Annotated in this window: 10 protein-coding genes; 2 read left to right on the top strand and 8 right to left on the bottom strand. The window is 72.3% G+C overall.

Going from position 1 to position 10162, the window contains the following annotated elements:
• The 3 genes from VIB11_RS00895 to VIB11_RS00885 form a co-directional block, all read right to left on the bottom strand.
• Positions 1 to 659 (bottom strand): SDR family NAD(P)-dependent oxidoreductase (locus VIB11_RS00895; RefSeq protein WP_332027446.1); only part of this gene is annotated, 659 nt, incomplete at its 3' end.
• Positions 660 to 1337 carry an SDR family oxidoreductase gene (locus tag VIB11_RS00890; protein ID WP_332027444.1) on the bottom strand — a complete coding sequence of 226 codons (678 nt, stop codon included), beginning with the start codon at positions 1335 to 1337 and terminating at the stop codon, positions 660 to 662.
• A 35-nt stretch (positions 1338 to 1372) separates the two neighbouring features.
• The gene (locus tag VIB11_RS00885; RefSeq protein ID WP_332027442.1) at positions 1373 to 2815 is read right to left on the bottom strand and encodes an amino acid permease; all 1443 of its coding nucleotides are present in this window, start codon (positions 2813 to 2815) and stop codon (positions 1373 to 1375) included.
• Positions 2816 to 3046: 231 nt separating this feature from the next.
• On the opposite strand from VIB11_RS00885, the gene VIB11_RS00880 reads away from it, so the two are divergent.
• Together VIB11_RS00880 and VIB11_RS00875 are read left to right on the top strand one after the other, a co-directional pair.
• Positions 3047 to 4477: a PucR family transcriptional regulator gene (locus VIB11_RS00880; protein WP_332027440.1), complete on the top strand. Its 1431-nt coding sequence runs from the start codon at positions 3047 to 3049 to the stop codon at positions 4475 to 4477.
• Positions 4478 to 4589: 112 nt separating this feature from the next.
• A complete protein-coding gene (locus VIB11_RS00875; RefSeq protein ID WP_332027438.1) occupies positions 4590 to 6575 on the top strand; it encodes a thioredoxin domain-containing protein in 1986 nt (661 codons plus the stop codon).
• A gap of 9 nt (positions 6576 to 6584) precedes the next feature.
• On the opposite strand, the gene VIB11_RS00870 is transcribed toward VIB11_RS00875, so the two are convergent.
• From VIB11_RS00870 to VIB11_RS00850, 5 genes are all read right to left on the bottom strand, one after another.
• On the bottom strand, positions 6585 to 7196 hold the full coding sequence (locus VIB11_RS00870; protein ID WP_332027436.1) for a histone deacetylase: 612 nt from the start codon (positions 7194 to 7196) through the stop codon (positions 6585 to 6587).
• A 266-nt stretch (positions 7197 to 7462) separates the two neighbouring features.
• On the bottom strand, positions 7463 to 8125 hold the full coding sequence (locus VIB11_RS00865) for a nucleoside/nucleotide kinase family protein (RefSeq protein ID WP_332027434.1): 663 nt from the start codon (positions 8123 to 8125) through the stop codon (positions 7463 to 7465).
• A gap of 2 nt (positions 8126 to 8127) precedes the next feature.
• On the bottom strand, positions 8128 to 8910 hold the full coding sequence (locus VIB11_RS00860) for a TSUP family transporter (RefSeq protein WP_414695722.1): 783 nt from the start codon (positions 8908 to 8910) through the stop codon (positions 8128 to 8130).
• 4 nt (positions 8911 to 8914) lie between these two features.
• The gene (locus VIB11_RS00855) at positions 8915 to 9688 is read right to left on the bottom strand and encodes an HAD family hydrolase (RefSeq protein ID WP_332027432.1); all 774 of its coding nucleotides are present in this window, start codon (positions 9686 to 9688) and stop codon (positions 8915 to 8917) included.
• Positions 9685 to 10162: His/Gly/Thr/Pro-type tRNA ligase C-terminal domain-containing protein (locus VIB11_RS00850; RefSeq protein ID WP_332027430.1), on the bottom strand; the 478-nt coding region annotated here is incomplete at its 5' end. The genes VIB11_RS00850 and VIB11_RS00855, both read right to left, overlap by 4 nt.

The following is a 10162-nucleotide window of genomic DNA, read 5'->3' as shown; positions in this document are numbered from 1 at the left end:
AGCGGGATCCCCGCGGCATACCGTTGGTGCATCTCCGCGAGGGTGACCCCCGCGTCACGGGCGTCCACCTCGAGCTGGGGGGTGTCGGTGACGCCGGGCGCGAGGGCGTTGACGATGATCCCCTCCGGGGCGAGCTCGCGTCCGAGGGTCTTGACGAGGGAGACGAGTCCGGCCTTCGACGCGGCGTATGCCGTGGCGCCCGGCCAGCCGGTGATCCCCCACTCGCTGGCGACGACGACGATGCGCCCACTCCCCTTGGCACGCATGTGCGGAAGGACCGCCTGCACCAGGTGGAAGGTGCCACCGAGGTTGGTGTCGACGACCTTCCACCAGTCGTCCGGGTCGTGCTCCAGGAAGGGCGCCATGGTCATGTAGGCGTGGTTCGCGACGAGCACGTCGAGGCCTCCCGCGGCCTCCGCCACAGCCGAGACGAGCGAGCGCACCTGTCCTGGTTCGCTCACGTCGCCGGGCGCGGTGAGGCCGCCGATCTCATCGGCGAGGGCACGCAGGGAGTCCGAGTCGTGCAGGTCGTTCACCGCGACGACCGCGCCCTCGCGGGCCAACCGCCGAGCGTGAGCGGCGCCCATGCCCTGGGCCGCGCCGGTGACGAGGACGACCCGTCCCGCCAGGGGCCCCGGCGATGCCGGCTCGACGGCCACTCAGATCACCGCCCCTGCGTTGACGTTCAGGACCTCACCGACACAGAAGGTGCCCTCGTCGACGAGGAAGGCAACGCACAGGGCGACCTCCTCAGGGGTGACGAGCCGCCGAAGGGGCAGGGTGGCGAGGTACGCGGGGGCGCGCCACGGCGAGTCCGGCCCGATCAGCGGGGTGTCGGTCGGTCCCGGGGCGACGGCGTTGACTCTGACGCCCCGGGGAGCGACCTCCGCGGCGAGGCTGCGCACCAGGCCGAGGATCGCCCCCTTGGCGGCGGCGTAGTGCGCGTCCTCGGCGCCGCCGCCGACCGCCAGCTCGCTGGCAATGGCGACGAAGGAGCCGTCGCCCTCGCGGAGCATCGACGGAAGCGTGGCCCTGGCCAGGTTCGCCGTCCCGCCCAGGTGGACAGCCAGCATGCGCCGCCACTGGTCGGACGTGATGTCAGAGACCGGCAGCATCTCGTAGTAGCCCGCGACGTTGACCGCGGCTGCGACGGGACCCAGCCGGTCCTCGACCTCTCCGACGGCCGCGGCCATCGCGGCCGCGTCGGTGACGTCGACCTGCACACTGTGGTCGGCCGCGGCGGCCGGCTGCAGGTCGAGGCTGGCCACCGCCCAGCCGCGGGAGCCGAGCTCGGTCACGACAGCCGCTCCGATGCCGCTGGCACCTCCAGTGACCACTGCCGAGCGCTGGTGTCCCTGCCCACTCCTCTCCGTCACAGGGCACCCCGCGCGAGGTCCTCGCGCTCGTCCTCGGCCTCTTCGACGTCGATGAGGTGGGCATCGAGGATCCGCGAGCGGACCGACGCGAAGATGGCCGCGCCGATGACCCCGAGCACGCCCACCACGATCCACACCGACCAGTCGAGGAATCGGCTCTCGTAGACGGGGCGCGGCCAGGAGATGTTGAGGAACTCCAGCACGGCCCAGAGGGTGGCGACGGCCGTGACGGGCAGCGACAAGGCGCCGAGCGTGAAGGGGCCGGACTGCCACCTCCCGCGGAGCTGCACGACCAGCGCACCGACCAGGGGGAAGAGGAAGGCGAGGTAGAACCCGCCCGTCGTGAAGTTGACCATCAGCGTGTAGATGTTGCTGGCGACGTTGCTGAGCAGGAACAGCCCGGCGCCGATCACCGTGGTGACCAGGATGGCCGCGGTCGGGATGCGGGCACCCTTGCTCAGGTGGCCCAGCACGTGCGAGCCGGGGAGTCCGCCATCGCGGGCGTAGGACCAGATGACTCGCGAAGCCGACGTCTGCAGGGCGAGGAAGCTGGCGAGGAAGCCGATGACGAACAGCAGCTCAACCGGCTTGGCGATGCCAGAGCCGAGAGCGCTCGTGAGGGTCTCGTAGACCGGGTCGGCCACGTCGCCCGCGGCCACGGCGTCCAGGTCCGGGATGGCCAGGATGATCGCGAGGCTGGAGTACATCACCACGATGGCGATGAAGGTCAGGGAGAAAATCACCGACTTCGGCAGGTTCTTGCGCGGCTCGTGCACCTCCTCGGCGATGGCGCCGGCGCTCTCGAAGCCGACGAACGACCACCCGATGAAGGCCACGGCGACCAGGAAGGGACCGGACAGCGACAGGTACCCGGTCGCGGCGTCTCCTCCGCCCTGGGTCAGGACGCTGAGCGAGTTCTCGCGGTGGAAGAGCAGCAGCCAGGTGCCCAGGCCGAGGGAGCCGACCACCTCGGCGATGATGCTGGCGCTCATGAAGATCTTGAGCGCCTGGCGGCCGGCGAGGTTGACGGCAGTGCCCAACAGCAGGATGACCAGCGCGATGGAGGCCCGCTGCGTGCCGCTGGGAGCCTCGACACCGGCGATGTTCGCGACGAAGCCGGCCGCTCCGAGCGCGACGGTCGCCATGGCGATGACGAGGGTCCACATGTAGGCCCAGCCAGCGAACCAGCCATAGCCGGTGCCCACCAGCCGTCGCGACCACTGGTAGATCGAGCCCTCGATGGGCCAGCGGGACACCAACATCGCGAACACGAAGGCCACGAGCAGCTGGCCGGCAAAGACCAGGAGGAAGCCCCACCAGAAGCTCGGACCCGCGGCGGTCAGGGCCAGGCCGAAGATGCCGTAGAGCGCGACGATGGGCGAGATGAAGGCGAACGCGAAGGCGAACGACGACCACAGGGTGAACTCTCGCCGCAGCACATGGCCCTCTGTGATGTGAACAGGTCCTTGGGACATCGTTGTCTCCTCACGCCTTCTTGTTGACTCCACCATCGTCACCGCGTGGGCCGGACGCAAGAGTGTGGGAGAGAGACGCTAGAGGGGCACTGTCGGAGGGGTCAGGGATTGGATGTTTCTACAACGAGCCGCGCCTCCAGACAGATGCAGCGAAGTAGGCTGCCGGCATGGCGAGGAGCACCGGCGGCAGCGCCGATGGCTGATGCAGCAGCAGGCCCGACGTCTGCCGGGAGCGGGCCGACGGTGCGCGAGCTGCTGGCCGTCGGCTCCCTGCGGCTGCGCGGCCACACCGTGCCCGAGGCGGCTCTGGACCGGACGGTCAGGTGGGCGCACAGCACCGAGCTGCCCGACCCCTCCCCCTACCTGCGGGGAGGTGAGCTGGTCTGCACGGTCGGCACCACGCTCACGGATGTCGAGCACTGTGCCCGCTTCGTCGACGCCGTGGCGGCCGCGGGAGCGGTGGGCATCTGCTTCGGCATCGGCGACGTCCACGACGACGTGCCACTGGCCCTCGTCGAGGGGTGCCGGGAGGCAGGGCTCCCGCTGCTCATCGCGCCCCTCGGCGCACCATTCAGCGCTGTCGGCGAGTACCTCGCCAGCCGTCAGGTGGAGACGGAGACCGCACACCTGCGGGCCCGCGACGCGCTCATGCCGCGCCTGTTGGCCCGGCTGCGCGGGCACGCGCCCGTCGTCGACCTCCTCCAGGAGGCAACCCGGTACCTCGGAGGGCGCCTCGAGCTGCGCCTCGACGACCAGATCGTGGCCGTCGCGGGAGCGGAGCCCACCACAGATGACCTCTCGACGGACCTGTTGACGACGTCGGCCAGGGTGGCCAGCGGCGAGCTTGTGTGGACCGGCCTGCACGAGCGCCCCGACGCAGCGCTGGTCGAACAGCTGTCGCACGTCGTCGAGGTGGCCCTCGGCGAGCGCGATGTCGAGGCGGCCCTGGAACGGGAACGCATCGGCCAGCTCCTCCTTCTCGTGCAGGAGCGGCTGCTCAACCCGACGGCGCTCGCGCCGTTTCTCGAACCGGCGGGGCTGGGCTCCGCCGAGCTCGTGGTCTCGTGCTGGCCGGGCGGGGCCGCGGGCCTGCTGGCCCGGCGCCTGGGGCCGGCGCTGGTCGGTGAGGCTCCCGGCATCAGCCTCGTCGTGACACGAGGGAGCGACCTCGTGACCGCCGCCGCGGCGGAGCTGGGCCTCGCCTGCGGCTACGGCAGTCCGGTCCCGCTGGGCCAGCTGTCGCAGGGCGTGTCCCAAGCCCGGGCGGCGCTCGAGCTGGCCTCCAGCCAGCGCCGCGTTGTCGGACCCGGGGGCCTGCTGAGTCTGGAGGGCTTGTTGGAGCAGCAGCCGGCCGCCCGGCTCGAGCCGTTCGTCGACCAGCTGGTGGGCCCCCTGCTGGCCTCGGACGCCGGCCGCGGAACCGAGCACATCTCCACCCTGCGCTCCTTCCTCGCCAACAACGGCTCACTCCAGGCCACCGCCCGCGAGCAGTACCTTCACGTCAACACCGTCCGTCACCGCCTCGCTCGGGTCAGGGACCTGACCGGGCGTGATCCGCTCGTGTTCGCCGACCGGGTGGCCCTGGCTATCGCCCTGTGGGCCTACGACAGGCGTGGCCCCGCCTGACCCGGCCGCGGGGCGGTTCCTGTTGCCACGAGCCCGAGCAGCCCGCACTCCGCACCGAAGTCGCGGCCGAGGGGGGCCGCACCCGGCACCCACGCGGCATACGGTGGATCGCATGGCGAACCGACTCGCGAGGTCCACCTCCCCGTACCTCCTGCAGCACCAGGACAACCCTGTCGACTGGCAGGAGTGGGGCCCCGAGGCGTTCGAGGAGGCACGCCGGCGCGGCGTGCCCGTCCTGCTCTCGGTGGGGTATGCCGCGTGCCACTGGTGCCATGTCATGGCGCACGAGTCGTTCGAGGACGAGGGCGTGGCCGAGGTCGTCAACGCCGGCTTCGTGGCCGTGAAGGTCGACCGCGAGGAGCGGCCCGACATCGACGCCGTCTACATGACCGCGACGACCGCGCTCACCGGTCAGGGCGGGTGGCCGATGACGTGCTTCCTGACGCCGGGGGGCGAGCCGTTCTACGCCGGCACGTACTACCCGCGCGAGCACTTCCTGCAGCTGCTTCGGGCGGTGGGCGAGGCGTGGTCCGAGCAGCGCGCCGAGGTCGAGCGCGCCGGCGCCTCGGTCGTGGCCCGGCTGAACGACTACTCGGGCCCGGTCCCGCCGCACCCCATCGACGAGGGAGTCCTGGAGAAGGCCGTGGCGCGGCTGCTCGGCCAGTTCGACGAGGATCGGGGTGGATTCGGGGGCGCGCCCAAGTTCCCGCCGTCGATGGTGCTGGAGTTCCTGCTGCGCCACCACGGCCGCACCGGCTCGAGAGACGCCCTGCTCATGGCGGAGCGGACGTGCGAGGCGATGGCCCGGGGCGGGATGTACGACCAGCTCGGCGGCGGCTTCGCGCGGTACTCCGTCGACGCCGACTGGGTGGTCCCGCACTTCGAGAAGATGCTCTACGACAACGCCCAGCTGCTGCGGGTGTACACCCACCTCCACCGGGCCACCGGCTCACCCCTGGCCCGCCGGGTCGCCCTGGAGACGGCCGGCTTCCTGCGACGTGACCTGGGCACCCGGGAGGGGGCGTTCGCCTCGGCCCTCGACGCCGACACCGACGGGGTCGAGGGGCTGACCTACGCCTGGACGCCCGCCCAGCTCGTCGAGGTGCTGGGCGAGGACGACGGTGCCCGCGCCGCCGCCCTGCTGGAGGTCACGGAGCGGGGCACCTTCGAGCACGGCACGTCCACCCTGCAGCTGCGCCGCGATCCCGACGACCCCAGGTGGTGGGCATCGGTGCGCGAGCGACTGCTCCGGGCGCGGGCCGATCGCCCCCAGCCGGCCCGCGACGACAAGGTCGTGACCTCCTGGAACGGCCTGGCCATCGCGGGTCTGAGCGATGCGGGCGTGCTGCTCGGGAAACCGGAGCTGGTGGAGGCGGCCGCAGCCTGCGCCGAGGTCCTCCTGGACGGGCACCTCGTGGACGGCCGGCTGCGGCGTGCCTCGCGCAACGGCGTCGTGGGCTCCGCTGCGGGGGTCCTCGACGACTACGGAAACCTCGCCGAAGGGCTGCTCGCCCTCCACCAGGCGACGTCCGCGCCGAGGTGGCTGGAGGCGGCGGGACGGTTGCTCGACGTGGCACGGGAGCGGTTCGCGGCCGACGGTGGCGGCTTCCACGACACCGCCGACGACGCTGAGCGGCTCGTGACCCGGCCGAGGGGCACGGGCGACAACGCCGAGCCGTCCGGGCAGTCGGCGCTGGCGGGCGCCCTGCTGACGTACGCCGCCCTCACCGGCAGCGCCGAGCACCGGCGGGCGGCGGAGGGCGCGCTGTCGGCATCGGGGCTCGTGGCCGCCCGCGACCCGCGCTTCGCGGGCTGGTCCCTCGCCGTCGCGGAGGCAGCTGCCGCCGGACCTCTGCAGGTGGCCATCACCCACGCGGAGGGCCAGGAGGCACAGGCCGCCCCGCTGCGGGAGGCAGCGGTGCAGTCAGGCTCCCCGGGGCTCGTCCTCGCCCACGGCGTCCCGGACGCGCCCGGCACACCCCTGCTGGCGGGACGCCCGCTGGTGGACGGCAGGCCGACGGCATACGTGTGCCGCGGTTTCGTCTGCGATGCGCCGGTGACCGACGTGGCGGCGCTGCGAGCGCAGCTGCGACGCTAGGAGCCTGGCTCAGGCCGCGACGAGGTCGGCGATGTCGCCGCGTGACCACTCCGGCGCGACGCCGGGGCAGCCCAGAAGGTAGTCGACGAGCTCCTCGTCGGTGTGCTCGTGGGTCTCCCGCAGGCCGCGGGCGATCATCGCGAGGTATGCCTCCGACGGCGCACTGGCAGGGACCTCGGTGGGCTCGGGGCTCGTGAAGGTCAGCACGGGGTGGCCCTGGAGCTCACCGACGAGGTGCAGCGCCTCGTAGCGCCCGGTGCCGACGGAGTGCTGGCGCTCGTCGAGGACGGTGCTGAGGTCGAGGTCCTGGCCGGGCTCGCGATGCATCTCCTGGGCCGCGACGTCGGCGAACTGGCTCTCGTTGATGAGGTAGGCGCGGCCGAGGGCGACCTGGTCGGTCGCGTCGGCGTCGTAGAAGGCGATGCCGCCCCCCCACGTCGGGGAGTGCCAGCCGAAGAAGACGCTGCCGGGGAGGAGGAACGGGGTGTCCGCGACGGGAAGCGTGCGGTCACGCGCGCCCGGGTAGGTGCGGGCAGCCCCCTCGGGACGGCCGCCGCGCAGATAGCACAGGAAACGGTCGCGCGAGAGGTTCGAGCCGTAGCTCGCATACCAGAGTTGCATTCGGTCAACTGTGCCACGAGGCGGTGCGATCGTTCCAATCCGTCCTATATCACGAGACGAAGGTCACGCGGAAGGGCCCTCGGCCGGCAAGGTCACGTCACGCGACCGCTGCAGGACGAGGCATCGGCGGCTGCGCGAGGCCCATGTGGCCTCCGTGAGCCCGGCCTCCGTGAGCCCGGCCTCCATGAGCCCGGTCTCCGTGAGCCCTGCGTCCGTGAGCGTGGAACGGCTCGTGACCGGCCCGCCGCGTGCGCCCCGGGCAGCGCTCAGGCAGTGGCGCTGACGACCCTGCCGTCCACGAGCACCAGGTCGGCGCCCGTCGAGGTGGGCCGGACCCGGCGGGCGTTGGCCTCGTCCGAAGAGTGCACCCAGTCGTGCGCGTCGTCGGGAGGTCGCCCGGCCGAGATGTGGCGCGCCACCAGGCGCTCCCGGCGCAGGTGGTCGTCGAGGGCGCAGAACCACACCTCGTCGAGCAGCGGCCGGACCCGCGACCAGTCCCCCTCGTCGAGGAGGAGGTAGTTGCCCTCCGTCAGCACCACGTCGGCGCCAGCGGGCACCGTGACGGCGCCCGGCACCGGCTCCCCCGCCGCGTGGTCGAACGCGGGTGCGGCGACGGGCTCGCGGGCTGGGCCGCGCAGCTGCGCGAGCAGCGCGGCATACGCGGCGGCGTCGAAGGTGTCGGGCGCGCCCTTGCGGTCGCGGCGGCCCAGCCGGTCCAGCTCGGCGTTGGTGAGGTGGAAGCCGTCCATGGGCACGTGCGCCACCCGGCCGGCCAGGTCGGGCCGGGCCGCCGCGGCGCGGAGCAGGTCCTCGACCAGGGTGGTCTTGCCGGCGCCCGGCGGGCCGGCGACGCCGACGACGACGCGGCGCCCGCGCGGCCTGGCCAGGGCGGCGAGGCGGTCGAGCAGCAGCCCGGTGTCGGCCCCCACGGTCAGCTCCAGACGCCCAGGACGGAGCCGCCGATGCGGATGATGAACGCGACCAGCACGAGGATGAAGACCACCCGCACGAACGCGCTGCCCTTCGCCACGGCGGTGCGGGCACCCGTGTAGCCGCCGGCGAGGTTCATCACGGCCATCACCGCGCCGACCTTCCACATGACGTGGCCGCCGGGGATGAACACGACCAGCGCGCCGAGGTTGGTGGCGAAGTTGGCGATCTTGGCCTTGGCGCTCGCCTCGAGGAAGGCGTACCCCATCAACCCGACGAGCGCGAAGACCATGAAGGACCCCGTGCCCGGCCCGAGGGCGCCGTCGTAGACACCGATGCAGAAGCCGGTGAGCATCGCGACGACGGTGTGCTTGTGGCCGTCGAAGCGCAGCGCCGTCTCGTGGCCCATCGAAGGACGCGCGACGGTGTAGGCACCGACCACGACGAGCATGACGAGGATGATCGGGTTGAACGCGCTCTTGGGGATGTGCAGCCCGATCAGCGCCCCACCCAGCGCACCGAGGAAGGCCACGCCCGCCATCGGCAGCGCGGTCCGCAGGTCGGGGCGCACCCGTCGCACGTAGGTCAGCGAGCTGGTCGCCGTGCCGAAGATCGAGCCGAACTTGTTGGTCGCCAACAGCTGCGCCGGGGTGGCCGCGGGGAAGCCGAGGAGCAGCGCCGGCAGCTGGATGAGGCCCCCACCGCCGACCACCGCGTCGACCCAGCCGGCCGCGAAGGCCGCCAGTGCCATCAGGAGCAGGATGCCCAGCTCGGGGTCGGCCACCCCGTCACCCGCCCGCGGCGAGCCAGGAGTCGACGATGTCGAGGATGTCGAGCAGCTCGTGGGCCTTGGCGTCCGGGGTGGCCTCGACCGACACCTGCTGGTCCACCGGGATGTCGGAGTGGGGTATCCAGATGGCGCGCATGCCGACCTGCTGGGGACCGTGGACGTCCTCGAACAACCGGTCGCCGACGTAGACCGAGCGCTCCGGCGCGGAGCCGACGGCGTCGCACGCGGCGCGGAACGCGTCGGGGTGCGGCTTCACGACGTGGATCTCCGAGGAGTAGACGTCGCCGTCGAGCAGGTCGAGGACGCCGTCGCGCTGGAATACCTCGCGGTGGTAGGCCCGGGTCCAGATCGTGTTGGAGAGCACCCCGACCCGGACGCCGCGCTCGCGCAGCCCCGCCCACAGCGGCCGCACCTGAGGGTCGGTGTGGGTGTGGGGCTCCCAGAACCGACGGTAGGCCGCCAGTGCGAGGTGGTGCCGGTCGTGCTCGGGGTCGACCCCCGCCTCCTCGAGGATGGCCGCGATCGACGCGCTCTCGTGCGTGTGCCGTCCGCGCCTCCAGGCCCGCTCCTCGGCCTCATGGATCCGCACCGCGAGGGAGTCGGCCTCGGCCAGGTCCTCCGCCGGCATGTCGGCCGCCTCGACCGGGAGACCGTGCACCTCGCGGGCGAAGACGCGCCACTGCTGGGGCAGGTCGACCTCGTGCCATGGCGTCAGCGTGCCTCCCCAGTCGAAGATCACCGCCTCGACAGCCGGGCTTCCGGAGTGGCTCACCCGCCCGCCCCACGCACCGTCGCGACAACCGCCTCCACGACGGAGTCCACGGCGTACTCGGTGCGCTGGCCGGTGCGGCGGTCCTTGACCTCGACCTTGCCGTCGGCGAGACCGCGGCCGACGACCACGATGGTGGGCACGCCGATGAGCTCGGAGTCCTTGAACTTCACGCCCGGGCTGACGCCCTTGCGGTCGTCGTAGATGACCTCGAGCCCCTCGCCCTCCAGCTCGCGGGCGATCTCGGCGGCCCTCATGAAGACCTCGTCGTCCTTGCCGGTGGCCACGAGGTGGACGTCGGCGGGGCTGATCTCGCGGGGCCAGACCAGGCCGAGTTCGTCGTGGTTGCCCTCGGCGACGGCCGCGACCGCGCGGGAGACCCCGACACCGTAGGAGCCCATGGTCACGGTGACGAGCTTGCCGTTCTGGTCGAGCACCTTGAGGTCGAGCGCCTCGGCGTACTTCCTGCCCAGCTGG

Origin of the sequence: Pedococcus sp. (assembly GCF_036554925.1) — a bacterium.
In the GTDB taxonomy this organism is placed as follows: Bacteria; Actinomycetota; Actinomycetes; order Actinomycetales; family Dermatophilaceae; genus Pedococcus_A.
This window is presented reverse-complemented; position numbering and strand designations above follow the sequence as displayed.